Source organism: Streptomyces sp. NPDC048111 (genome assembly GCF_043202815.1).
Classification (GTDB): Bacteria; Actinomycetota; Actinomycetes; order Streptomycetales; family Streptomycetaceae; genus Streptomyces.
Genome location: NZ_JBIDBD010000028.1, coordinates 1 through 23,637 on the forward strand (window position 1 = coordinate 1; position 23,637 = coordinate 23,637).

The 23,637-nt window shown below is 71.0% G+C and carries 19 protein-coding genes and 1 pseudogene; 13 read left to right on the forward strand and 7 right to left on the reverse strand.

All coding sequences use genetic code 11. The annotated features are described in order from the left end of the window. Nucleotides 1–802 precede the first annotated feature (802 nt). Both ACGF3I_RS29355 and ACGF3I_RS29360 read right to left on the reverse strand, forming a co-directional pair. A complete protein-coding gene (locus tag ACGF3I_RS29355; protein WP_393137344.1) occupies nucleotides 803–1,102 on the reverse strand; it encodes a hypothetical protein in 300 nt (99 codons plus the stop codon). A 16-nt stretch (nucleotides 1,103–1,118) separates the two neighbouring features. Continuing rightward, nucleotides 1,119–1,382, reverse strand: a pseudogene (locus ACGF3I_RS29360) (PLDc N-terminal domain-containing protein); the annotation flags it as partial. Nucleotides 1,383–1,470: 88 nt separating this feature from the next. Between ACGF3I_RS29360 and ACGF3I_RS29365 the strand changes: the two are divergent. Genes ACGF3I_RS29365 through ACGF3I_RS29375 form a run of 3 tightly spaced genes read left to right on the forward strand, consistent with a single transcriptional unit; the run spans nucleotide 1,471 to nucleotide 4,602 of the window. After that, nucleotides 1,471–2,931 carry a menaquinone biosynthesis decarboxylase gene (locus ACGF3I_RS29365; RefSeq protein ID WP_393137225.1) on the forward strand — a complete coding sequence of 487 codons (1,461 nt, stop codon included), beginning with the start codon at nucleotides 1,471–1,473 and terminating at the stop codon, nucleotides 2,929–2,931. Continuing rightward, nucleotides 2,928–3,830 carry a menaquinone biosynthesis prenyltransferase MqnP gene (gene mqnP / locus ACGF3I_RS29370; protein ID WP_393137227.1) on the forward strand — a complete coding sequence of 301 codons (903 nt, stop codon included), beginning with the start codon at nucleotides 2,928–2,930 and terminating at the stop codon, nucleotides 3,828–3,830. The genes ACGF3I_RS29365 and mqnP overlap by 4 nt, the downstream gene beginning before the upstream one ends. Before the next feature lie 46 nt (nucleotides 3,831–3,876). Then, the gene (locus tag ACGF3I_RS29375; protein ID WP_393137229.1) at nucleotides 3,877–4,602 is read left to right on the forward strand and encodes a UbiX family flavin prenyltransferase; all 726 of its coding nucleotides are present in this window, start codon (nucleotides 3,877–3,879) and stop codon (nucleotides 4,600–4,602) included. Here the strand turns inward: ACGF3I_RS29375 and ACGF3I_RS29380 are convergent. After that, nucleotides 4,599–4,724: a hypothetical protein gene (locus ACGF3I_RS29380; protein ID WP_393137231.1), complete on the reverse strand. Its 126-nt coding sequence runs from the start codon at nucleotides 4,722–4,724 to the stop codon at nucleotides 4,599–4,601. The genes ACGF3I_RS29375 and ACGF3I_RS29380 overlap by 4 nt on opposite strands. Nucleotides 4,725–4,866: 142 nt before the next feature. Between ACGF3I_RS29380 and ACGF3I_RS29385 the strand changes: the two genes are divergently transcribed. From ACGF3I_RS29385 to ACGF3I_RS29415, 7 genes are all read left to right on the forward strand, one after another. Then, a complete protein-coding gene (locus ACGF3I_RS29385; protein WP_100578735.1) occupies nucleotides 4,867–5,316 on the forward strand; it encodes an Lrp/AsnC family transcriptional regulator in 450 nt (149 codons plus the stop codon). 55 nt (nucleotides 5,317–5,371) lie between these two features. Further along, nucleotides 5,372–6,535, forward strand: coding sequence for an aminofutalosine synthase MqnE (mqnE, locus tag ACGF3I_RS29390; RefSeq protein WP_393137233.1), 1,164 nt, complete (start codon nucleotides 5,372–5,374; stop codon nucleotides 6,533–6,535). 7 nt (nucleotides 6,536–6,542) lie between these two features. Then, nucleotides 6,543–7,100, forward strand: a complete 558-nt coding sequence (locus tag ACGF3I_RS29395; protein ID WP_393137235.1) for a GNAT family N-acetyltransferase — start codon at nucleotides 6,543–6,545, stop codon at nucleotides 7,098–7,100. Between the two features lie 76 nt (nucleotides 7,101–7,176). After that, nucleotides 7,177–7,470 carry a DUF4229 domain-containing protein gene (locus ACGF3I_RS29400; protein WP_393137237.1) on the forward strand — a complete coding sequence of 98 codons (294 nt, stop codon included), beginning with the start codon at nucleotides 7,177–7,179 and terminating at the stop codon, nucleotides 7,468–7,470. 566 nt (nucleotides 7,471–8,036) lie between these two features. Then, nucleotides 8,037–9,335 (forward strand): dicarboxylate/amino acid:cation symporter, encoded by a 1,299-nt coding sequence (locus ACGF3I_RS29405; RefSeq protein WP_393137333.1) that lies wholly within the window; start codon nucleotides 8,037–8,039, stop codon nucleotides 9,333–9,335. Nucleotides 9,336–11,278: 1,943 nt separating this feature from the next. Continuing rightward, entirely contained in the window at nucleotides 11,279–12,850 is a 1,572-nt protein-coding gene (locus ACGF3I_RS29410) for an FG-GAP-like repeat-containing protein (protein WP_393137239.1), read from the forward strand. A 178-nt stretch (nucleotides 12,851–13,028) separates the two neighbouring features. Next, nucleotides 13,029–14,150 (forward strand): ALF repeat-containing protein, encoded by a 1,122-nt coding sequence (locus tag ACGF3I_RS29415; RefSeq protein ID WP_393137241.1) that lies wholly within the window; start codon nucleotides 13,029–13,031, stop codon nucleotides 14,148–14,150. A 231-nt stretch (nucleotides 14,151–14,381) separates the two neighbouring features. Here ACGF3I_RS29415 and ACGF3I_RS29420 read toward each other — a convergent pair whose 3' ends face one another. Beyond that, entirely contained in the window at nucleotides 14,382–15,542 is a 1,161-nt protein-coding gene (locus ACGF3I_RS29420) for an alpha/beta fold hydrolase (protein WP_393137243.1), read from the reverse strand. Between the two features lie 178 nt (nucleotides 15,543–15,720). Continuing rightward, nucleotides 15,721–16,728 (reverse strand): AraC family transcriptional regulator, encoded by a 1,008-nt coding sequence (locus ACGF3I_RS29425; protein WP_393137246.1) that lies wholly within the window; start codon nucleotides 16,726–16,728, stop codon nucleotides 15,721–15,723. Between the two features lie 441 nt (nucleotides 16,729–17,169). Here ACGF3I_RS29425 and ACGF3I_RS29430 point away from each other — a divergent pair, with 441 nt between their 5' ends. Next, nucleotides 17,170–18,846, forward strand: a complete 1,677-nt coding sequence (locus ACGF3I_RS29430; protein WP_393137248.1) for an AMP-dependent synthetase/ligase — start codon at nucleotides 17,170–17,172, stop codon at nucleotides 18,844–18,846. Nucleotides 18,847–18,950: 104 nt separating this feature from the next. Here the strand turns inward: ACGF3I_RS29430 and ACGF3I_RS29435 are convergent, their stop codons facing one another. Next, the gene (locus tag ACGF3I_RS29435) at nucleotides 18,951–19,154 is read right to left on the reverse strand and encodes a cold-shock protein (RefSeq protein WP_003967102.1); all 204 of its coding nucleotides are present in this window, start codon (nucleotides 19,152–19,154) and stop codon (nucleotides 18,951–18,953) included. Between the two features lie 319 nt (nucleotides 19,155–19,473). On the opposite strand from ACGF3I_RS29435, the gene ACGF3I_RS29440 reads away from it, so the two are divergent. Next, nucleotides 19,474–20,340, forward strand: coding sequence for a menaquinone biosynthetic enzyme MqnA/MqnD family protein (locus tag ACGF3I_RS29440; RefSeq protein ID WP_393137249.1), 867 nt, complete (start codon nucleotides 19,474–19,476; stop codon nucleotides 20,338–20,340). Nucleotides 20,341–20,406: 66 nt separating this feature from the next. On the opposite strand, the gene ACGF3I_RS29445 is transcribed toward ACGF3I_RS29440, so the two are convergent. After that, nucleotides 20,407–21,468: an alpha/beta hydrolase gene (locus ACGF3I_RS29445; RefSeq protein WP_393137251.1), complete on the reverse strand. Its 1,062-nt coding sequence runs from the start codon at nucleotides 21,466–21,468 to the stop codon at nucleotides 20,407–20,409. Between the two features lie 250 nt (nucleotides 21,469–21,718). Between ACGF3I_RS29445 and ACGF3I_RS29450 the strand changes: the two genes are divergently transcribed. Continuing rightward, nucleotides 21,719–23,554, forward strand: a complete 1,836-nt coding sequence (locus ACGF3I_RS29450) for a serine/threonine-protein kinase (RefSeq protein ID WP_393137335.1) — start codon at nucleotides 21,719–21,721, stop codon at nucleotides 23,552–23,554. The last annotated feature ends 83 nt before the right edge of the window (nucleotides 23,555–23,637 follow it).

Here is a 23,637-nt window from a genome sequence, read left to right on the forward strand (position 1 = left end):
GCTCCGCCCCCTGCACCCCTGCTCGGGGCTCCGCCCCGAACCCCGATCGCGCCTGAACGGCGCTCGTCCTCAATCGCCGGACGGGCTGAGGATGCACGTGTTGCCCCGCACCGATGCCGCGAAGGGGCGCGGGGAACTACGCGGGCCCTGGGCACCCCGGTCCTGCCAGGGGCGCGGGGAACTGCGCGAGAAGCGACCACGACTGGCAGATGACCGAGGGGTCGAGGGCCGGGCACCCTTGCAACCCGCCCAGCACCAGTCCTGCCAGGGGCGCGGGGAACTGCGCGAGAAGCGACCACGACCCGCAGCCACCCGAGGGGTGGGGGACCGGGCACCCTTGCAACCCGCCCAGCACCAGTCCTGCCAGGGGCGCGAGGAACTGCGCGAGAAGCGACCACGGTCCGCACATGACCGGGGGCCAGGGGCGCAGGGCACCCACGCAACCCGCCCAGCACCAACCCAGCTGGGGGCGCGGGGAACTGCGCGAGAAGCGACCACGACCCGCAGCCCCGATGGGTTGGGGACCGGGCACCCTTGCAACCCGCCCAGCACCGTTCCTGCCAGGGGCGCGAGGAACTGCGCGACAAGCGACCACGGTCCGCACATGAGCGGGGGCCAGGGACGCAGGGCACCCACGCAACCCGCCCAGCACCAACCCACCCAGGGGCGCGGGGAACTGCGCGACAAGCCACGCACGGCCCGCACATGACCGGGGGGTTAGGGGCGCGGGGAACTGCGCAACAAGCGACCACGGCCCGCACATGGCCGAAGGCCGGGGCCGGGGGGGGCGGGGGCCGGGGGCTCAGGCCCCCGAGAAGGCAAGGTCAGTCTTCGTTGCGTTCGCGGCGCCGAAGCTCCTCCTCCCGCCGCCGCAAATCCGCCTCCCAGTCCCGAAGCCCAGCCGCATCATCCCGGCGCCCAGCCGCATCATCGCGAAGCCGAGCCGCATCGTCCCGAGGCCCACCCTCATCACCCCGGCGCCCAACCGCATCGTCCCGAGGCCGATCCTCATCATCCCGAGGCCCAGCCTCATCACCCGAACCCACACCCGCACCAGCACCAGCACCAGCACCAGCACCAGCACCAGCGCCAGCACCCGCACCAGCCCCCCCACTCCGCTCCCCCAGCGAAGCCAAAAACTCCGGATTGTCGTCCGGCGCCGTCCAACCCCCGCCCCGACGCGGGCCCCGCGGCCCCTGGCGGACCTTCCCCGCCAGCAACCAGGCCACCGGCCCGACCAGCACCTCGCCGAAGAGCAGCACCACGAGGACCCACACCACCTTGGGGAGGCCCTTGACGTCCTCCTCGGGGGTGTTGAGGCAGTCGATGAACGCGTAGATCCACAGCGCCAGGACCAGCAGGAACGGCAGATACCTGAGCATGGTTGGACGGTCCCCCCGGGAACGGTTGCGGGCCGTGCCTCGGCCCCGGTGACCGGCCCAGGGTATCGGGTGCCCGATACTGGACCCCATGGCTTACGACGATCTCCGATCCCTGCTCAGGGCGCTGGAGCGCGAGGGCGACCTCAAGCGCATCAAGGCCGAGGTCGACCCGTACCTGGAAGTCGGCGAGATCGTCGACCGGGTCAACAAGGCCGGCGGCCCCGCCCTCCTCTTCGAGAACGTCAAGGGCGCTTCCATGCCCCTGGCCATGAACGTGTACGGCACCGACCGCCGCCTGCTCAAGGCGCTCGGGCTGAAGTCGTACGACGAGATCAGCGAGAAGATCGGCGGGCTGCTCAAGCCGGAGCTGCCGCAGGGCTTCGTCGGCATCCGCGAGGCCTTCGGCAAGCTCGGTTCGATGGTGCACGTGCCGCCGAAGAAGGTGAAGCAGGAGGCGGCCCCGGTCCAGGAGGTCGTCCTGACCGGCGACGACGTGGACCTCGACCAGCTGCCCGCGCTGTTCACCTGGCCCGAGGACGGCGGCTCGTTCTTCAACCTCGGCCTCACCCACACCAAGCACCCCGAGACGGGCGTCCGCAACCTCGGCCTCTACCGCCTCCAGCGGCACGACAAGCGCACCATCGGGATGCACTGGCAGATCCACAAGGACAGCCGCAACCACTACGCGGTCGCCGCCAAGCGCGGCGAGCGGCTTCCGGTCGCCATCGCCTTCGGGTGCCCCCCGGCCGTCACGTACGCCTCGACCGCGCCACTGCCCGGCGACATCGACGAGTACCTCTTCGCCGGGTTCGTCCAGGGCAGGCGGATCGAGATGGTCGACTGCAAGACCGTGCCGCTCCAGGTGCCGGCCAACGCCGAGGTCGTCATCGAGGGCTGGCTTGAGCCGGGCGAGATGCTGCCCGAGGGCCCGTTCGGCGACCACACCGGGTTCTACACGCCGCAGGAGCCGTTCCCCGCGCTCACGATCGACTGCGTGACGATGCGCAGGCGCCCCCTGCTCCAGTCCATCGTGGTCGGCCGGCCGCCGACCGAGGACGGGCCGCTGGGCCGCGCCACCGAGCGGTTCTTCCTGCCGCTGCTCAAGATCATCGTGCCGGACATCGTGGACTACCACCTGCCGGAGTCGGGCGGCTTCCACAACTGCGCGATCGTCTCGATCGACAAGAAGTACCCCAAGCACGCGCAGAAGGTGATGCACGCCATCTGGGGCGCGCACATGATGTCGCTCACCAAGCTGATCGTGATCGTCGACGCCGACTGCGACGTCCACAACCTGCACGAAGTGTCCTGGCGGGCCTTCGGCAACACCGACTACGCCCGTGACCTGACCGTCGTCGAAGGCCCGGTCGACCATCTCGACCACGCCTCCTACCAGCAGTTCTGGGGCGGCAAGGCGGGTATCGACGCGACCGCGAAGTGGCCCGAGGAGGGCTACACGCGCGACGGCGGCTGGCCGGCCATGGTCGAGTCGGACCGCGACACGGCGGCGAAGGTCGACCGCCGCTGGAAGGAGTACGGACTCTCGTGAGCGCCTCCGCCGCAGCGGTCCCCCAGCCGGGCCGCACCAAAGCGTTCCTGCGCCTGGTCATGATCGAGCACTCGGTCTTCGCGCTGCCCTTCGCCTACACCGCCGCGCTGACCGCGATGTTCCAGTTCGACGGGAACATCCACTGGGGGCGCCTGCTCCTGGTCACCGTCGCCATGGTGGGCCTGCGCACCTTCGCGATGGCCTGCAACCGGATCATCGACCGCGAGATCGACGCCCGCAACCCGCGCACCGCGGGCCGCGAACTGGTCACCGGCGCGGTGTCGGTGCGCTCCGCGTGGACGGGGGCGCTCATCGCGCTCGTGGTCTTCCTCGGCGCCGCCGCCGCGCTCAACCCGCTGTGCCTGGCGCTGGCGCCGGTCGCGGTGGTCCCGATGGTGGTCTATCCGTACGGGAAGCGCTTCACCAACTTCCCGCAGGCCATCCTCGGGCTCGCGCAGGCGATGGGCCCGATCGGGGCCTGGATCGCGATCACCGGCTCCTGGTCGTGGGACGCGGTGATCCTCGGCCTCGCCATCGGCATCTGGATCGGCGGCTTCGACCTGATCTACGCCTGTCAGGACGTGGAGGCCGACCGCGGCCACGGCGTGAAGTCGGTGCCGGCCCGCTTCGGCATCCCGGCCGCGATCTACGGGGCGCGCGGCTGTCACGCCCTCACGATGGCGCTGCTGGTCTGGTACGCGCTCGCCACCGGCGCCGGCCTGTTCTTCTGGCTGGGCCTGGTGATCGTGCTCGGGGCCTTCCTCTACGAGCACACCCTGGTCAAGCCGCATGACCTGTCCAAGCTCGACCGGGCGTTCTTCCAGGTCAACGGCTTCATCGGGATCGCTCTGTTCGTCTGCGCGCTGCTCGACCTGCTGGTGCGCGGCCTGACGGTGTAGTACCTGGCCCGGCCGCGGACGAGGGGCGCCGGATAGGCTCGGACACGTGGAGCACGTGAACGTACACAGTCAGCAGCGCACGCCGTGGATCGTGGGCGTGTCGGGTGCGTCGGGGACGCCGTACGCGGCGGCGGTGCTGCGCGCACTGCTCGCCGCGGGGCAGAGCGTCGACCTGGTGGTGTCGCGGGCCTCGCGCCTGACGTTGCTCGACGAGACGGGCATCGCGTTCCGCGACGCGCACTGGCGCGAGGACCTGCGGGCGTGGCTGGCGCGGGGCGCGGACGGCAAGCCGGAGGCGTTCGGCGCGGTCGACGTCTCGGACGTACGGCACTGGGCGGCGGGGGATCTCGCGGCCGGGCCGTCGTCGGGCTCGTATCCGGTGCGGGGGATGCTGATCGTGCCGGCGTCGACGGCCTGTGTGGCCGGGGTCGCGCTCGGATTGTCGAAGGACCTGTTGCAGCGGGCCGCGAGCGTGACGCTCAAGGAGCGGCGGAAGCTGGTCGTGGCGGTGCGCGAGACGCCGTTGAACGGCCAGACCCTCAAGCACCTGGTGGCGCTGGACGAGGCGGGCGCCGTGGTGCTGCCCGCCTCTCCGGCGTTCTACGCGGGGGCGACGCACATCCAGGATCTGGTGGACTTCGTCGCCGGGCGGGTACTGGACGCGGCCGGTGTGCCGCACGGCCTGTACCGCCGTTGGGAGGGAGAGCTCGGGTCGGGGTCCGCCCCGGTCGAGCGGGGCCGGGACCTCGGGGGAGGCTCTCGCGAGAGTTAGCGCTTCTTGGCGGCGCGCTTGGGGGCGCGGGCCTTCGTCGCGGACGGCTGGTGGGCACGGGACCGGTTGGCCAGGTCCTGAAGCTCGCGCATCCGGGCGTAGGCCATCTCGATCGTGTACACGGTGACAACTCCTGAAAGATCGTCTTTGATCTGCTGGAAATTTATACATCCAGCTGAATGATTCGCAGGGTGTCGTCCCTGCATGCCTTAGATTCTACACGTAAACTCGCGGTATCGCTGAACAATGGAAGGCTTCAGGCATATGGACGCCGTCGATAGGCAGCTCATCCAGGCACTGCGCGAGAACGGCAGGGCCTCGTACGCGGAACTGGGCCGGCTCGTCGGGCTCTCCGGCCCGAGCGTCACCGACCGCATCAACCGTCTGGAGGCGGCCGGTGTCATCACCGGATACCGCGCCACCGTGGACTCGGCCTCGCTCGGCCTCGGCGTCACGGCGCTGATCGGCATCTCGCTCTCCGACGCCGCCGACCACGAGGACGTGGCCCGCCGCCTGCGCGACCTCGCGGAGATCGAGGACTGCTGGTTCATCGCCGGCGACGACTCGTACATGCTCAAGATCCGCGCCGGTGACGTGGACGGCCTGGAGAAGACGATCCGCCGGCTCGGCTCGACCAAGGGCGTCTCGCGCACCCGTACCACGATCGTGCTCTCCACCAAGTGGGAGAACCGGGTCGGGGAACTTCCCGAGTAGGGCGGGGCGTACCTTTGGTGGAGCCTGAAAGACACACGTATGGGAGGCGGCCTTGATGGACGCGGGACTCAAGCGCGAGCTGGAGCAGAAGGTCCGGGCCGGTGAGCGGCTCAGCCGCGAGGACGGCGTCGCGCTCTACGCGTCGGACGATCTGGCCTGGCTCGGCGGGCTCGCCCACGAGGTGCGCACGCGCAAGAACGGCGACGTCGTCCACTTCAACGTGAACCGTCACCTCAACATGACCAACGTGTGCACGGCGTCGTGCGCGTACTGCTCGTTCCAGCGCAAGCCGGGCGAGAAGGACGCGTACACGATGCGCATCGAGGAGGCCGTCCGCCTGGCCAAGGCCATGGAGAACGACAACCTCACCGAGCTGCACATCGTCAACGGGCTGCACCCGACGCTGCCCTGGCGCTACTACCCGCGCTCGCTCAAGGCCCTCAAGGAGGCGCTGCCGAACGTCGGGCTCAAGGCGTTCACGGCGACCGAGATCCACCACTTCGAGACGATCTCCGGGCTCAGCGCGAGCGAGATCCTGGACGAGCTCATCGAGGCCGGCCTCGAATCGCTGACCGGCGGCGGCGCCGAGATCTTCGACTGGGAGGTCCGCCAGCACATCGTGGACCACCGCACCCACTGGGAAGACTGGTCGCGCATCCACCGCCTGGCGCACGAGAAGGGGCTCAAGACCCCGGCCACCATGCTGTACGGGCACATCGAGGAGCCGCGCCACCGCGTCGACCACGTACTGCGCCTGCGCGAACTCCAGGACGAGACCGGCGGCTTCCAGGTCTTCATCCCGCTGCGCTACCAGCACGACTTCGTGGACATGCAGGACGGCAAGGTCCGCAACAAGCTCCAGGCGCGCACCACGATGGCGACCGGCGCCGAGTCCCTGAAGACGTTCGCGGTCTCGCGCCTGCTCTTCGACAACGTGCCGCACGTGAAGTGCTTCTGGGTCATGCACGGGCTCCAGACCACCCAGCTCGCGCTCCAGCACGGCGCGGACGACATGGACGGCTCGGTCGTCGAGTACAAGATCACGCACGACGCCGACAACTACGGCACGCCGAACAAGCTCACCCGGGACGACCTGCTCGACCTCATCCGCGAGGCCGGCTTCCGCCCGGTGGAGCGCAACACGCGCTACGAGATCATCCGCGAGTACCCCGGCCCGGACGCCTCGCTGCGCGAAGCGCCCCAGCCGATGCGCTTCTGAACGTCCCATGGCACTGAGTCCCACGGCACTGACGTTCCGCCTCGACCCGCCCGTCACGCCCGCCCTGCGCGACGGACTCCTCGCCCTGTGGGTGGAGGTGTCCCACGCGGGCGGGGCCGTCGGCTTCGTGCCGCCGGTCTCCGTCGAGGACGTACGCCCCGAGCTGGTCAAGCACTTCGCGGCGATGGCCGAGGGGCGGATGCGGCTGCTCGTCGGGTTCGACGGGCAGGGGCGGGTCGCGGCCTCGGCGTTCATCGCGTACAACACCCATCGCCTGATGACCCATTGGGTGTGGCTGTACACGGTCATGGTGCGCCCGGCCCACCAGGGCAAGGGATACGGCCGCGACCTGATGGCGGCGGTGGCGGACGCGGTACGGGGTCTGGACGGGCCCGGCGGCTCCGGGCGCATCGAGGCGATCCGGCTCACCTGCCGGGGCGGCACCGGCGTCGACCGCTTCTACGCCTCGTGCGGCTATAAGGAGGTCGGGCGGGTGCCCGGCGCGATCCGGGTCGCCGAGGGGGACGACCGCGACGACGTCATCATGCTGCTGCCCCTGGACTGATCCTCCCCCTGAACTGATCCAATTGGGGGCGTGCTTCACTAGTCGGGCAGGGATTGCCATAGAGAGAAGGTCAGTCGTGAACGCCGCCAAGCCGAGCGCCACCATCTGGTACACCATGCTGCGCGTGGGGATCTTCATCGGCAGCCTGGTCTTCGTCGGCCTGCTGGTCCAGTTCGGCATCGTGCCCAAGGGCACCGGCAGCTCGAACCTGATCTGGATCGTCCTGCTCGCACTCGTCATCTCCGCGCCGCTGAGCTTCGTGCTCCTGCGCAAGCAGCGGGACGCGATGTCCGCCCAGATCGTCACCAAGGTGGCGAGCGCCAAGGCGAAGCTGGAGGCGAACCGCACGCAGGAGGACGGCGTCGCCTGACGCGCCGCGCCGCCGCGAGGAGTCCTTCGACGAAGCGCGCCGCCGCGAGGCGGATCTCACACCCCGTACGGCCCGGGTCCGGAGCACACAGCTCCGGGCCCGGGCCGTCGCCGTTCCCGCGTCCGGAAGCGGGGGCCCGGCCATCGCGGGGTAAAAGAACAGCTTTGAGATCCTCAAAGTTCAAGTGTTAACGTGTTCGACGTGACGACAGCAGCAGTGCACCAGCACCCCACCGGCGGATCCGTTCCGCTCGTGGCGCGTCTGCATGTCGACCTCTGCCGCTGCATGTCCGCGGTCTGTTGCCGCGACGTCTGACCCCGGCACCATGCGGCGGTGTCCCCAGCGTTACGTGACCGGTCCACGCCGACCGGTCCCCTGTGAACGGGCGCCGCGCTCATCCGTCCGACCGCCCGGCCGACTGCGTCCAACCGCAGGTCGCCACGGCTGATCGTCCTCGTCCTCGCTCACCCGGGAGTGTTTCCGTGTCCTCCGCGCCCTCCGCGCCTGCCGCGCCTGCCGCGTCCTCCGACGACGCACAGGAGAAGCGGCCCAAGTCCGGCTTCTCCATATCCTCGAAGTTCCCGTTCTGGGCCCAGATCATCGCGGGCCTGGTCCTCGGCGGCCTGCTCGGCTGGCTCGCCCGCAGCCAGGACATCAGCTGGCTGAAGGACACCCTGGAGCAGATCGGCGACACCTTCGTCCAGCTCCTGAAGCTGGCCGTGGCCCCGCTCGTGTTCTTCGCGATCCTGGTGTCGATCACCAACCTGCGCAAGGTCAACAACGCCGCCCGGCTCGCCTCGCGCACCCTGCTCTGGTTCATGATCACGTCGCTGATCGCGGTGGCCATCGGCCTCGCCATCGGCCTGCTCACCAACCCGGGTTCGGGCACCGGCCTCACCCCGAAGGACGGCAAGCTCCCCAAGCACACGGGCAGTTGGCTCGACTTCCTGACCGGCATCATCCCGACGGACGTGGTGACGCCGTTCACCGAACTGAACGTCCTGCAGATCGTGTTCATGGCCGCCGTCGCCGGCATCGCGCTGCTCCAGCTCGGCGAGAAGGCGAAGCCGATCCTGACGCTCAGCGAGGCCGTCCTCGAACTGCTCCAGAAGGCCCTGTGGTGGGTCATCCGCCTCGCCCCGCTCGGCACGCTCGGCCTCATCGGCTTCGCCATCGCCGACTACGGCTGGGACCTCATCGGCAAGTACGCCACCTTCACCGCCGACGTCTACATCGGCTGCGCGCTGGTGATGTTCGGGGTGTACCCGGTGCTGCTGGCCACGGTGGCCAAGGTCAACCCGCTGCAGTTCTTCAAGGGCGCCTGGCCCGCGATCCAGCTGGCCTTCGTCTCGCGTTCCTCGGTGGGCACGATGCCGCTGACCCAGAAGGTCACCGAGCGCCTCGGCGTCCCGAAGGAGTACGCGTCCTTCGCGGTGCCCTTCGGCTCCACCACCAAGATGGACGGCTGCGCCGCGATCTACCCGGCGCTGGCGGCGATCTTCATCGCCCAGATCTTCGACGTGCACCTCGGGGTGGGCGACTACGTCCTGATCGCCTTCGTGTCGGTCATCGGCTCCGCCGCGACGGCGGGCCTGACGGGCGCCACGGTCATGCTGACCCTGACCCTCTCCACCCTGGGCCTGCCCCTGGAGGGCGTCGGCCTCCTGATGGCCATCGACCCGGTCCTGGACATGATGCGCACGGCCACCAACGTGGCGGGCCAGGCCCTGGTGCCGGTCATCGTCTCGGCCCGCGAAAAGATCCTGGACCTGGACGCGTTCAACCGGGCTTCGGGGTCGCCGGAGCCGGAGCCGGAGCCGGAGCCGGCGCCGGCCGAGCGGGAGCGGGTGGCTGCGGCGGCGTAACGCGCGCGACGCGGACGAACCGAGGGGTGGGGGGGGGGGGGGGGGGGGGGGGGGGGGGGGGGGGGGGCCGGCCGCGGCGGCCGCCGGCGGGGGGGGGGGGGGGGCGCGCGGGGCGGGGGGGGGGGGGCCCGCCCCCGCGCCCCCCCCCCCCGCGCGCGGGGGCGCGCCCCCCCCCCCCCCCCCCCCCCCCCCCCCCCCCACCCCTCATGCGTAGCCGGAAACGCGGGGCAGTGGGACTGACTGCGCGGCCGACCTCGGTACGGTCGGCAGAATACCCAGCCTCGTGGGCCGCGCCCCGGCCCTTGGTGAACCTCCTTCGAGGGCCCGACCGGCGGGGCTGCGGGTGCCTGCCTTGAGGGGCCTGCTTTAAGGCCCTGCGATCTGGGGTGGTCGATTCGGAGGCCCGGCCCGAAGACCGGAGGGGGCCGGGCGCGCCCGTTTCGGGCCGAATCCAAGGGCGGGCTCTCGCCAAGTCGCCTGGCATACGGCGGCGTTGATGGGCCCGGCCGTCCTGCATCTCCGCTCCAGGCCCCGAGGGGATCGCCCGTCGGCACGCCCGCGTTGAGGGGTTGGATGGGCTGAGCCCCTGTCGGCTGCGCCAGCACCCGAGAGTTTTGTCCACCCGTAGCTCGTGTCGGGAGTTGTTCGAGTTGAGCCCTGGGGCTCTCCCGGCTCCTGAGGGGCGGCCGCTCGAACCTCGGCTGGGCGCTCCGCCCCCTGCACCCTTGTTCGGGGTCCGTCTCAGGGCTGCGAAGAACCCCGGCAGGGAACTTTGCGCCACAGTCACAGGCGCCTGCACCACTCGCCCCGGAGGGTGCCGGGGAGGGGGCGGGATGGAAGAACCCCTTCAGCGCGAGCCCCGGCACCGCGCACGAGTTGTTTGCACCATCCGCCCCCGCACACTGCCCCCGGTCGGCGTACCCGCCCCCTCTCATACCGCCGTAGCGGCCGAGTTCGGCTGCCTTAAGCGAAAGCGCCTTGTCGCCGCCTTGCGGGGCTCGCCGTTGCCTCCGCCTGAGCTGCCGGAAAGCCGAGCGCGTTGGCGCCGTGTTCGATGGCAAGAAGACGGGCATCGCGCGCCCTTTCGTGTTTTGGGTCACCTCTAGAAAACGGCAGCGCCGGTCGCGACGTGCAGTCAGTTTCGCGCCAACGCGATGCATCCCGTGGGTTGAGCAAGGTGCCAGGCGACACGGGCACCCTTCCCTTTACGCTCCCTCTACAATGTCGGAATGGGTTGGCTCGCCGCCAATCGCTTTGCTGGGGTTCGTCGTTGCCGAAGGAACCACTGAGACTCGCCGCGCTTATGTGGTGTACGTCACATGGTGATTGTCGGTTGACAGTAAACGGGCCGCAGAGGGTATTTTCTCCAGGGTATTTACGTCTTCATTACATGCGCCGGGGGGTCGCGAGGCTGGCTCACCCCTGCCCGAAAGGACATGGGTGGACCACTTTCAGCTGCCTCCGCCGCAGGGTGAAGTCCTCCGCCGGGCAACGTTCATGGCTCCTCCCTCGGCTGCCTCTTCCGCAATCGGTCAGTCTGCAAGCGGAGTTGGCTCACTTCAGTCGACCATGGACGTCTTCGTCCATCTTCATCGGCGAAGTCGCGGTCCGTCCCTTGTGGCGCACGTTGATTTCCCAGCCCGCGGTCGCTGCTGGCGGACCAACCTTCAGCAGGGCGGGGGCCTCTGTGTGCGGCGGGCAATCTGCCAGCGACGAATCTGCCGTTGGCGGCCGACGCACCGTGGCGGTCGATGTGGCCGAGATCGGCTGTTAGCCACTGCGTGAAGGCGCCACCCTTCCGGATCCAATCGTTCTGTCCGGTGGGGGCAAAATCACGGGCCGCCTTACGAAGTCATGCGGGCGGCCCTCCAACACCAGGCTTCAGCTTCGTTCTCGTATGGGGACGACGACGTCGCCTGACTCTGAGATTTGTAAGGACTCACATGTCTGCAAAGAGCGCACGCGCCGCGTGGCTCACCGGCCTGTTCGCTGTCACGACAGCGGCCGGCCTGCTCTCCGCCGCTCCTGCCGGAGCCGTCGTGGGGAGCGACGTCCAAGACGGGGACTACGGCTACACCGTAAAGCTCAACATCGGTGACAAGCAGGCCTGTTCCGGCGCTCTGGTGGGTGCTGAATGGGTGGTCACCGCTACGAGCTGTCTCGCCGACGGAGGCCAGCCGGTCAAGACCGGCGCGCCCACAGTGAGGACGACGGTCACGGTCGGGCGTAACGACCTGAGCCAGTCTGCGGGCAGCATTGTTGACGTGGTCGATATTCGCCCGCGCGACGACCGCGATCTGTCATTGGTTCGGCTGGCCTGGCCTGTGGTCAACGTTCCTGCCATCAGCGTGGCCGCCACGGCGCCTGCCGCCGCCGAGCAATTGACCATGTCGGGCTTCGGGCGGACGAAGACGGAATGGGTGCCGAACAAGATGCACTCCGCCGCGTTCACCGTCACCGGCGTCGACGGGACGTCGGTGAACCTCAATGGTTCCGCGGACGCAGTCATGTGCCAAGGTGACGCCGGTGCCCCTGCCGTCCGGAACAACAACGGCAAGTTCGAACTCGTGGCCATCAACAGCCGGTCCTGGCAAGGGGGCTGCCTGGGCACCGATGTGTCCGAGGTGCGCACGGGGGCCGTCGACACGCGTGTCGACGATCTGAATAGCTGGATCCGTACGTTCGTGTCGGCGACCGTCAATGGGCGGTCCGTCGACACCTACATGCTGCCCAAGACCGCCACGACGGTCATGACGGCCGGTGACTTCAACCGTGACGGCCGCACCGACATCGCCGTGGTTTCGAACAGCGGCACCCTCAGCGCCTACGCCGGCCGCCCCGACGGCACCTTCGAGTCCAGCCACTCGCTCTGGACCGACGCCTCGTGGAAGGAAGCCAAGAAGATCATCGCCGGTGACTTCAACGGCGACGGGCTCACCGACATCGCCTCCGTCTGGAGTGACGGGCGCCTGCGCCTGTACGCCGGGAAGACGGACGGCAAGCTCGCGCCCGGCACGCTGATGTGGCCGGAGGGCACCGACTGGAACGGCATGCTCCAGCTTGCCCGGTTCAAGTCGGACAACTCCGGGCGCGATGGTCTGATCGCGGTGTGGGGCGCGGGTCCCGCCGGCGCCCTCTACGCCTACCCCACCAACAGCGCGGGTGCGCTCGACGGCTCCAAGAAGAGCATGTGGGCGGCCGACGGCAGTTGGAAGTACGCCTCGAAGTTCACCACGGGCGACTTCAACGGGGACGGCCGGGACGACGTCGTCATCACCGACAGCGGCAACCTGATCCGGTACAACGGCAACGCCCAGGGTGGCCTGGACGCCCGTGTCTCCATGTGGCGCGACAACAGCTGGGGAGCCGCTCAGCTGCTGATGGCCGGTGACTTCAACGGCGACGGCAAGACCGACATCGGTTCCCTGTGGGGGAACCAGCAGCACTTCAACCTCTACCGGGGCAATGGCGCCGGAGCCCTCGCCGAGGGCACGGAGGCCTGGCCGCACTCCTGATGCGGTGAAGCGAAGGGGGGTGCCGCGCTGCGGTGTCCCCCTTCGGCATAGGTGCACCCCTGCCGCAAGGGGGCGGGTGTGGGGGCCGTGTAAAGGAAAAGTCAAGGCAGTCGTAGTATGCGGGTGACCAGTTCTGAGTTTTTTGTACAACCGGGGTAATCAGTTGAAGTTCTCGCGTGTGTCCGCCCTCGTAGCGTCCGCTGCCATCGCGCCGGCCGTGCTGCTCTCCTCTCCGGCCTTCGCCGCCGATGCGAAGACGCCGGCCGTCTCGGCGCCCGACGCGGGTACGGAGCTGACCGAGAAGCAGATCGTCGAGGACCGGATGGAGCTCCTCCGCCTGATGGGGGCGAAGGGTGCGGGGCCGATCTTCAAGGGGGCCGGCACCAAGGCGCTCGACCAGGGCCCCGCCGCCGTGCGGAAGTTCCTGGAGTCGGGTCAGTTCACCGCTCGCGACGACGACAACCGCCTGGCCATCACCCGGATCATCAGCGTGGGCGGTCGGGGCGTGCGGGAGGCCGGCACCAAGGCGCTCAACGGCACCCCCGAGGACCGCGTGCGGTTCCTGGAGAAGGGCCAGTTCGAGGCCCGCATCGTCGACAACCGCGTGCTCGTCTCCCAGATCATCAACAAGGGTGGTCCGGGTGTGCGGGAGGCCGGGATCAAGGCGCTGCAAGGTACGCCCGAGGACGTGCAGGCCTTCATCGACAAGGGGCAGTACGAGGCCCGCATCGTCGACAACCGCGTGCTCGTCTCCCAGATCATCAACAAGGGTGGTCCGGGTGTGCGGGAGGCCGGGAAGAAGGCGCTGCTGGGCACGCCCGAGGACGTTCAGGCGTTCCTCGACAAGGGGCAGTACGAGGTCCGCATCGTCGACAACCGGGTGCTCGCCACGGCGATCTACGCCAAGGGCGGCCCCGCGGTGAAGGCCGCCGCGCTCAAGGCGCTCAAGGGGACGCCCGAGGATGTCCAGGCCTTCCTGGACAAGGGGCAGTACGAGGCCCGCAAGAAGGACGAGGCCGACGCCGACGCGGCGAAGGACTCCGGTGCGGGGACGGGCTCCGGCTCCGGTTCCGCTTCCGGCGGGACCACGGCCGGCTCGGCCAAGACGGGGGCCGGCTCGGCCAAGGGCGGCGAGACCGTGACGTCGGTCGCCCACAACAACCCCGCTCCCGCCTCGGCCGGTTCGTCCCTCGCGGCGACCGGTGCGGGATCGGAACTGCCGTGGGCCGCGGCCGGTACGGCCGCGGCTCTCGCCGGTGGGGCGGGGCTGCTGGTGGCGGCTCGGCGTCGTCGGGCCTAGGTCCGACCCGGGGCAGCGGCTGTGGCCGCGGGGCGGCTGCGCCTGACCGCGCAGTTCCCCGCGCCCCCGCCCCCGGCCCCGGCCCGGGCCCGAGGCCGTGGGCGCTGAGCGCTGGGCGCCCCAGGTTCCCGCGTTCCTGTAGGGCACCCCTGCGGCGGCTCCGGCTCGCGCGGGCGCTCGGCCCGGCGCTACGGGGCGTAGGCGCCGGGCGGCTCAACAGGCTTACGGGGTTCAGCAGTTGGGGTGGAACGGGCGGTTCGCGAAGCGGTCTGCCAGCCAGTTCGCGGCCGGGACGCCGCCCGCCGTCACCCCGCCGATGTGGCCGAGCAGCGGGAGCGCGTGCCACTCCACGTTCGTCCCCCGGGCGCACCAGTCGGCGCGGAGCTGACGGCCGACCGCGTACGGGATCAGCTCGTCGATCGTGCCGTGGTAGAGGTACACGGGCGCGTCGGGGCGGTGCGTGCCGAGTTTCGACTCCGCCAACCTCGCCTGCCAGTCCGGCTGTTGGAGCGGATTCTGCACCGTCACGTCCGTGATGTGCTTGAACGAGCCCACCGTCGTGTCGACCGCCACGCAGTTGGTCCTGAAGTAGTCGACCAGTGCCTTGCCCGCCGGGTTGAGGTAGGTGTCCAGTTTCAGCTCGGGGAAGGCCGCGTTCTGGCCGGCTGCCGCCATCAGGACGAGGCCGGACCCGAGCCCCCCGTCGTTCGAGGCCGCGACCTTCATCAGGTCCGCCGGCACGCCGCCGGTCGCGGTGCCCTTCACCTTCAGGTCCGGCGCGTAGGAGTCGTGCAGCTCGGCCGCCCAGCTGCTCGCCTGGCCGCCCTGCGAGTACCCCATGATGCCCACCGGTGAGTCGGCGTCGACACCGGGGATGCCGAGGCGCTCGGCGGCGCGCGCCGCGTCCAGGACGGCGGTGCCCTCGGCCCGGCCGACCGTGTAGGTGTGGTCGCCGGGGGTGCCGAGGCCCTCGTAGTCGGTGACCGCGACGGCCCAGCCCTTCTGCACCACCTGGTTGATCAGGGTGGCCTCGACGGCCGTCCCGCGGGGGAAGTTGGCGCTGGGTGCGCACGAGTCGCCGAGCCCCACCGTGCCGACGGCGTACGTGACGACCGGGCGCGGGCCCGTACGCCCGTCGTTGGGGACGATGACCGTGCCGGAGACGGTGTTCGGTCCGCCCTTGGCGTTGGTCGAGCGGTAAGTGATGCGCCAGGCGCGGGTGTTGGTCCACTGGCCGGGGAGGGGGTGGAACTCGGTGGGGGACTGGGTGACGACGTCGCCCGGCGCGGCGGGCTCCGGCTCGTCGGCGAAGGCGGTGGGGGTGGCTGCCGACAGGAGGAGTGCGGCGGTGAGGGCACCGACGACTCGGGTACGGGTGTGCGCGACGTGCATGCGGCTCTCCCAACGGTCCATGGGGGATGGGCAGTTGGGGAGACCGTAGTGACTGACCGGTAGGTACGGGGCTGACCGTACCGCTCACCTTCACTGACCCGGGCGGGCGCCCGCGACCGTCCCCGGCCCGCCTCCGGCCCGCCGACCGCCGCCGGCCGGGCGTCCCGCCGGCCTGCGGTCAGTGGTCCAGCCGGTACGCCCCCGGGGTCGTGCCCGTCCAGCGGCGGAACGCGCGGTGGAAGCTGGTGTCCTCCGAGAAGCCGAGGCGGGCGGCGATGTCCGCGATCGGCTCGCGGCCCTCGGCCAGGCCGGCGATCGCGGCATCGCGCCGTACCGCGTCCTTGAGCTGCTGGAACGAGGTGCCCTCGCGGGCCAGACGACGGCGCAGGGTCGCCGGGGACATGGCGAGCCGGGCGGCCGTCTCCTCCAGGCTCGGCAACCGGGGCGAGGCGCGCAGGGCCGTCGAGAGCGTGCGGCCCACCTGCTCGCCGACCGTCGTGCCGTAGGTGTGCCGGCTGAGCAGTTCGACGGGGGAGCGGCGCAGCATCCGGCCGAGGGCGGCCTCGTCGCGTACGAGCGGCGCGGTCAGCCAGCGCGCGTCGAACACCGCCTCCGTGCGGGCGTCCCCGAACCGCACCGGGCAGCCGAACAGCGACTCGTACTCCTCCTTGTGCGGAGGCGGCGGGTAGCCGAAGGCGGCGCGGGTCAGCGGGATGCGGCGGCCCACGAGCCAGCTGCACAGGCGGTGCCAGATGATGACCAGGCACTCGGTCAGGAACCGGTCCTCGTCGTGGTCCGCGAGGTCGTTGCGCACCGCGAACACCGCTTCGGCGCCGGTCACTTCGAGGGTCAGGTCGGGGCCGTGCGGGAACAGGCCGTAGAAGGCGGTGCCGCGCCGCACCGCGCCGCCGAGGTCGGGGCAGCCGAGCACGGCGTGGCACATCATCGCGAAGGTGCCCGGGCGGCTCGGGGCGCCACCGAGCCCGAGGAACTCGTCGCCCGTCGTCCGGTACAGGGCGCGGAACAGCTGGGCGAACTGGGCCGGGGTGACCCGCGCACGGTCGTCGCCGAGCAACAGTGGTGGGATGCCGGCGGCCTGGAGCAGCGGCACGGTGTCGGTGCCGTGCCGCTCGGCGCCGCGCAGTACGGCCCGCACGTGGTGCACGGTGATCGTCGGCTTCGCCATGGTCAACGACGGTAGCCCGGTTGAGCGTTGGGGTCAGCCGAGTTGAGCTTCGGGGTCAGCTCGGGGGGTGCGGTTTGCGTCAGCGGGTCGGCGCGCCCCGGGCTGCCATGCGGACCGCCCCGCCCAGAGGGCCACCCCGCCCGGGCTGCCATGCGGGCCACCCCGCCCCGTGGGCCACCCCGCATCCCCGCCCCCGCGCGAAACCCACCACCCCCACCCCCGCACCCCTGAGCGCTGAAGTCAGCCGGCCTGACGCTTCCCGCCATCCCGCCCGGGCGCGCCCGTCCCTACCGTCGGGGCATGACGCCCCAGAGCCCGTCTCCGAGCCCGTCGCAGAACCCTCCTCCGGGCCTGTCGCAGAACCCTCCCCCGAGCCGGCCGCAGGACCGCCCCCCGAACCTCCCGCACCACAGCACACCCCCGCGCCCCCCGACGCTCGCCGTGTTCAGTGAGTGGGCGGCCGACCGCCACCAGGACCGGCCCGCCCTGCGGTTCCGGGGCGTGGGCGGCGAGGGCTGGGACTCGGTCGGTTACGCCGAGCTGCGCGACACCGTGCGCCGCATCGGACGCGGTCTGCTCGCGCTCGGCATCGAGGCCGGGGACCGGGTGGCGGTCCTCGCCGAGACGCGCCCCGAGTGGACGTACACGCACCTCGCCTGTCTGGCGGTGGGCGCCGTGGTGGTGCCGGTCTATCCGACGGCCGGCGACGAGGAGGCGACCTGGGTGCTCGCCGACTCCGCCGCGAAGGCCGTCATCTGCGAGGGCCCGGACGAGGCGGCACGCGTCGAGGGCCTGCGCGCGAAGCTCCCCGCGCTCGCCCACGTCCTGGTCATGGCGGGGCCGGACGGTGACGGATTCCCGGACGGATCCGGCGTTCCCCTCGACACGCTCCTCGCCCGGGCCGCGGCCGTGCGGCCCGAGGACGACGCCGAGCTCGTCTACACCTCGGGCACCACCGGGATGCCCAAGGGCTGCCGGCTCACGCACGGCAACATGGGCGCGGTCCAGGACGCCACCCTGCACCTCATCGAGGGCGGCCCCGGCGACCGCACGTACCTCTACCTCCCCCTCGCCCACCTGCTGGCCCAGCTGATCCAGTTCTCGACGCTCCTGTACGGCGGCGAGCTCTGCTACTTCGGCGGGCGCATCGAGGACGTCGTGGGCGAGCTGGCCGAGGCGCAGCCCACGCATCTGCCGTCCGTACCGAGGCTGTTCGAGAAGGTCTACTCCGTGGTGCGCTCGCTCGCGGAGGCCTCCGACGGCGGCGGCGAACGGTTCGACGCGGCGGTGGCCCTCGGCGTACTCGCGGCGGACGGGCAGCTCCCGCCCGAGCGGCGGGAGGAGTACGAGGCCGCCGACGCCTCGCTGTTCGCTCTGGTGCGCTCGGCCTTCGGCGGGCGCCTGCGCTGGGCGCTCACCGGGGGCGCCCCGATCGACCCGGCGGTCCTGGACTTCCTGCGCGCGTGCGGGATCCAGGTCTTCGAGGGGTACGGGATGACCGAGTCCGCGGGGGTGATCTCGCTCAACCATCCGGGGGCCGTGCGGTACGGGACGGTCGGGCGGCCGGTCGCGGGCTGCGAGGTGCGGATCGCGGACGACGAGGAGGTCCTGGCCCGCGGCCCGATGGTCTTCCCCGGCTACCACGCCAACGAGCGGGGCACCGCCGAGACCCTGGACGCGGACGGCTGGCTGCACACGGGGGACCTGGGCGCGCTCGACGCGGACGGCTACCTCACGATCACCGGGCGCAAGAAGGACCTGATCATCACGTCCGCGGGCAAGAACCTCACGCCCTCGCACGTGGAGCAGGCCATCGAGCGGTCCCGCTTCGTGTCGCACGCGGTGATGGTGGGCGACCGGCGCCCGTACCCGGTGGCACTCATCACGGTGGACGCGGACGAGACGGCGGGGCGGGCCCCCGAGGACGTGCGCGAGCTGGTGCGGGGCGCGGTGGAGGCGGCCAACGCGCAGGTGTCACGGCCGGCCCGGGTCCGCGGTTTCGCAGTGCTGCCGAGGGACTTCTCCGTGGAGGGCGGGGAGCTGACGCCGACGCTCAAGGTGCGGCGCCGGGTCGTTCTCGAGCGGTACGCGGCCGAGATCGAGGAGCTGTACGGCTGAGCCGGAGCCGGTCACGAGGCGGCCGGTCACAAGGCAGGAGCCCCGGTCCGACGGACCGGGGCTCCTTGGGTACTGCTAAGTCAGCGATCGCCAACCCGGGCAGGTTAGGCCGGGGTGACGTTCTCCGCCTGCGGGCCCTTCGGGCCCTGGGTGACGTCGAAGTTCACGACCTGGTTCTCCTCCAGGGAGCGGAAACCAGACGCGTTGATCGCGGAGTAGTGGACGAAGACATCCGGGCCGCCGCCGTCCTGGGCGATGAAGCCGAAGCCCTTTTCAGCGTTGAACCACTTAACGGTTCCGGTAGCCATAAGCCCTCCTTGGGCCAAAGGGTTGCCCTGCTCCAGAACCTGCAAACAAGTCTGAAAACTACAAAAGCCTGCGGGTTACATGCTCCGCAGGCTCTGTACTGCAAGGGAAACCAAACTGCAACTTGCGCTGAGCGTAGCACGCAGCTCAGGTGCCGCGGTAGAGGGAAAGATCACTTGGTCCGGACGTTTGACCGGGGGCTGAGCAGGTGATCAGAGGCCCCCGCGGACGCCCGATCAGAGGTCCCCGCGGACGCCGCGCGCCGGCCCTCCCGGGGCACCCCGCGCGGTCCGCGAAGGGGCACGGGTCTAGCCTCGGCATGTGGACAATTCAACCAGCCCCCAGCACCAAGGCGGCCGGCCGCGCGTCGGTCACATCCAGTTCCTCAACTGTCTGCCCCTGTACTGGGGGCTGGCGCGGACCGGGACGCTGCTCGATCTGGAGCTGACCAAGGACAGTCCGGAAAAGCTCAGCGAGCAGCTGGTGAACGGCGACCTGGACATCGCCCCGATCACCCTCGTGGAGTTCCTGCGCAACGCGGACGACCTGGTCGCCTTCCCGGACATCGCGGTGGGCTGCGACGGGCCCGTCATGTCCTGCGTGATCGTCTCGCAGCGTCCGCTCGAAGACCTGGACGGGGCGCGGGTGGCGCTCGGCTCCACCTCGCGGACGTCCGTACGCCTGGCGCAGCTCCTGCTGGCCGAGCGCTACCAGGTCGCCCCCGACTACTACACCTGCCCGCCCGACCTCGGCCTGATGATGCGCGAGGCGGACGCCGCCGTGCTCATCGGCGACGCCGCGCTGCGGGCCTCGCTGCACGACGCCCCGCGGCTCGGGCTCCAGGTCCACGACCTGGGCGCCATGTGGAAGGAGTTCACGGGCCTGCCGTTCGTCTTCGCGGTGTGGGCGGCCCGCAAGGACTACCTGGCCCGCGAGCCCGGACTCGTCCAGCAGGTGCACGAGGCGTTCCTCGCCTCGCGCGACCTGTCCCTGGAGGAGGTCACCAAGGTGGCCGAGCAGGCGGCCCGCTGGGAGGTCTTCGACGCCGAGCTCCTGGAGCGCTACTTCACCACGCTCGACTTCCGCTTCGGGCCCCAACAGCTCGAAGGCGTAAGGGAGTTCGCCCGCAGGACCGGTCCGACGACCGGGTTCGCCGCGGATGTGAACGTGGAGCTGCTCACCCGGTAGCCGGCTCCCGCCCCCGCGGGCGGTGTGCACACCGCTCCGGAGGAACCCGGGGGAGTCCGGGGACGCTCAGGAGGAGGGGACCGGGGCGAGCATCTGCTTGCTGATCCACTCCATGGTGCCCTCGCCCATGCCCTTCACGTAGGTGTGGGCGTTGTGGGTGCCGCCGGGGATCAGCTGGAGGCGCGTCTTCACCGGGCCCTTGCCGTACGTGTCGATGAACTTCCGCACCTTCGGCACCACGGTGCCCTCCTTGGTGCCCACCTGGAAGGCGAGGGCGACCTCGGGGCCCTTGCCGTCGATGAGTTCCTGGGCGAGCTTCTCGGGGTTGTTCGCCTGCTGCTCGGCCTCGTGGCCGGCCCACAGCGGGGAGTCCGGCACGATGTCCGGGCCCGAGGCGATGACCGCCTTGAACAGGTCGGGCCGCTTGAGCACCGACTTCAGCCCGACGAAGCCGCCCGACGAGGACCCCATGAACGCCCAGCCGTCGCGGGAGGCGAAGGTGCGGAAGTTGGCCCGCACCAGATCGGGCACGTCCTCCGTCATCCAGGTGCCCATCTTCGGTTGCCCCGGGATGTCGCTGCCGTCGTAGTAGTGCTTGGCGTCCGGGTTGAGGACCGGCATCACGACGATGAACGGCAGGCTCTTGCCCGTCTTCGACCACTCGGCGATGCTGCTCTGGAGCTTGAGGTCGGTGCCCATCCAGTAGTTCTTGGGATAACCGTTTCCGCCCGGCAGCGCGATGAGCACCGGGAAGCCGCTGTTCTGGTACTTCTCCTCGAAGTACTGCGCCGGCGCCCACACCCACACCTTGCCGGTGAAGCCGGACTTCGGTCCCTTGAGCGTGGTCACGCCGATCTTGGTGCCGTCGCCGATGCTGCTCTGCGTGGTGAACTCGGCCTTCGGACCGGTGGGCAGCATGGTCCGGGGGGCCGCGCCGTTCTTCGCGGCGGCGCCGTCGTCCTTCGGCGGCGTACCGCCGGTGCCGTTGTGGGGCGGGGCGGCGGAGGACGGGCCGCTCGGCCCCGAGTCGAAGCTGACCGGCGCGCCCTCCTCGGAGCAGCCGGTGACCAGCACGACCGCGCCGATGACGGCGGCAGCTATCAGAGCGGCGGGGCGGCGACGGTTCATTCGGGGGACTCCGTGCGATCGGGGCGGCGGGGGTGGGGATCGGGCTCGCGCCTCGGCCCGGCCCCGGTCGGGCTTGCGGGTGATCGCGCGGGAACCACGTCATCGAAGAGGGCGGAACGCCTCCCAAGGTTCGCTCATCCGGGCATCGGATACGTCCCGGTCGGGGGTGATCCCGGGTACATCCGGCTCTACTCTGCTGAAGGACCGGCTTGACCTGGGTGGGCGTTGGGGGAGCACCGCGATGCAGTCGTTGCAGCCGTTGGAAGCGGGCGAACCACGGTCGATCGGCGCCTACCGGCTGCTCGGCCGCCTCGGTGCGGGCGGCATGGGCCGGGTGTACCTGGGGCGCAGCGCGGGTGGCCGCACCGTCGCGGTGAAGGTGGTGCACCCGCACTTCGCCCTGGACGAGCAGTTCCGGGCGCGCTTTCGGCACGAGGTCGAGGCGGCCCGGCGGGTGGGCGGCAAGTGGACCGCGCCGGTCCTGGACGCGGACCCGCAGGCGCCGGTGCCGTGGGTGGCCACCGGCTATGTGGCGGGCCCCTCGCTGACCCAGGCCGTCGTGGACCGGGGTCCGCTGCCGGCGGCTTCGGTGCACGTCCTCGGCGCGGGCCTCGCGGAGGCGCTGGCCGCGGTGCACGCGCTCGGCCTGGTGCACCGGGACGTGAAACCGTCCAACGTGCTGCTCACGCTCGACGGGCCGCGCCTGATCGACTTCGGCATCGCCCGCGCCACCGACGGCACCGCCTCCCTCACCGCGTCCGGCGTCTCCATCGGCTCGCCCGGCTACATGTCGCCCGAGCAGATCCTGGGCCGCCCGGTGACCGGCGCCGCGGACGTCTTCTCGCTGGGCGCGGTCCTGGCGTACGCGGTGACCGGCGAGCCGCCCTTCCCTGGTGACTCATCGGCGGCCCTCCTCTACAAGGTGGTGCACGAGCCGCCCGAGCTGGGCGCGGCCCTCACCGGTGTGCTGCGCGAGACGGTCGCGGCCTGCCTCGTGAAGGACCCGGCCGACCGCCCGACCCCCTCCGCCCTGGCCGCCCGGCTCGCCCCGGAGGGAGCCGCGGCCCTGGTACGGAACGGCTGGCTGCCGGCCGCGCTGGTGGAGGAGGTGAGCCGGTCCGCGGTCCGCCTCCTCGACCTGGAGCCGGAGGACCCGGCGGCCCCGGCGGGCGACTCGGGCCCGATCCCGTTCAGCAGACCGGCGGTCGGGGGGAGCGGGGGCGCCGCGCGCGATGCGGCCGGGGGGTTCGGCGCCGGCCCCGCGCCCCAGTCGGCCGGGGTGTTCGGCCCGCCGGACGATTCGTACGGGCAGGGGAGCGGGGCGTACCGGCACCAGGCCGGGGCGGCCGTGGCCCCCGGCCCGCGAACGCCCCCGCCGCCCACCGACCCGCCGCGCGGGGCCGAGTGGCCCGGGGGCGGGGCTGGTGCCGCTGCCGCTGCCGCTGCCGCTGCCGGTGCCGGGGGCCGGGGGTCCCGGGTCGCCCTGTCCGTGGCGACCACCGCCGAACCGGGTGAACGCGGCAGGGGCCGCAGGGTGAGCTGCACGGTGGCGCTGGCGGTCGCGGGCGCGCTGGCGGGCGTGACGTTCGGCGCGGCGTTCCTCTTCGACCTGCTGCCGGGCAAGGGCGACGGGGCGACCGGCGCGGCCGAGCCGCCCGCGTCGAGCGCGGCGTCGACCCCCTCCGGCACGCCGAGCACGGGCCGGCCCACCGCAGACCCTCAACTCCCGTCCGTACCGGCCGAGTTGACCGGCACTTGGAAAGGGGTCCTGACCCAGGACAACGGCACCAGCGGGTACGCGTACACCGCGGTGATCACGAAGGGCGCGAAGGGTACGGACGTGGTGCGCACCACGACCACCCTCGGCCCGCTCGCCTGCCACGGCATCGGCACGCTGGACTCGGCGACTGCCCGCGTCCTGCACATCACCGAACGCACCGACCCCGCGAACCCCGGCACGATCGGCTGCACGGCCGGCACGGCGACGATGACGTACACCCTCCAGCCGGACGGCACCCTCCGCTTCGAGTCCCAGGAGGCTGCGGCGGGGCGGCCCACGGGGGTGCTGGGGAAGCAGGGTGGCTGATGACAGGCTGGTGTCCCGCGGGGCGGGATCGGGTGCTTTCCCGATCGGTTCGCCAAGTTTCGGCGCCCCGCACCGCGGCCGTT